At 52.5% G+C, this 1,005-nt stretch carries 1 protein-coding gene; it reads right to left on the bottom strand.

Annotated elements, in window-relative coordinates; genetic code table 11:
* A partial coding sequence (locus tag GS398_RS22125) for a radical SAM/SPASM domain-containing protein (protein WP_160909024.1) occupies nt 1–1,005 on the bottom strand: 1,005 nt, incomplete at both ends.

Raw genomic sequence — 1,005 nt, 5'->3', positions numbered from 1 at the left:
GCGCAACAACCGCAACCGTTCCTTCGCCTGCAATTCGTAATATTTTGGGATATAGCGATGATACAAACTGCATTGCGGGTCTTTGCCGTTCTCGCGATAAACCGGGCAGCCGCTGGTACAGACGGAACGAAAACGGCATTTTTTGCAATCGTCTGATTTATCCTCTTCGGGATGCTCGCCGTTTTCGATCATGGAAACTAAATCCGTCTCCATGTTGAAAATGGTTTGTGTCGCATGCCCTTGCTGCCCGAATTGTACATGGCAATATTTAAACGAGCCATCGACATATATCGCGCCGCCCGCAAAGCCCGAGGTACAAGTTTGCGAACCCAGGTCATTAGGCTTTAAATCGCAGAACTGGAACCGCTTGAAGAACGGCCAGCCGGTTTCTATCGCTTCACTCATGATCCGGTAGGTCTCCGACAAATATTTTTCCAGCAATTCAGCATCGATCGCTTCGCTCTTGACGATCGAATAACGAAACGGTACGTCCAGGGCGATTAAGTAACGGGTCAGCTCCGGCAGCCCTGCAAGGTTCTGATTGGTGACAACGGTATTGATCGCCACCGGAATGCTTTCGGCCAGCAGGCGCTTGATATGCGCATCGGCCACACCGAACGATCCCGCACCCGAACGAAACTGGCGTGTCGCATCGTGAAACGCGCCCACCCCGTCCAGCGACACCCCAAAGCCGATATTATATTGCCTTGCAAAGGCAATCATCTCGTTGTTCAGGATCGTTAGATTAGTGACAAAACCGGCTTCCAGTTTACAGCCGAGTTTTGCCAGCGTATCGGTCGCCTGTGGGATAAATTCCTGCCATGCGCGGAACTGCGTCAGCGGCTCGCCGCCAGCCAGGCGCAATTTGATCGCGCGAATGCCGCGCAATTCTGCCGCTTCGACGAACTTTGCCAGTAATTGCAGCCGCACCCCGGCATTCATGCCTTTACCGGTGTTCAACGTTGGAATATAACAATAGGAGCAGCCGAGATTACAGGCATCGGT

Source organism: Hufsiella ginkgonis, from assembly GCF_009834915.1.
Lineage (GTDB): Bacteria > Bacteroidota > Bacteroidia > Sphingobacteriales > Sphingobacteriaceae > Hufsiella > Hufsiella ginkgonis.
This window is presented reverse-complemented; position numbering and strand designations above follow the sequence as displayed.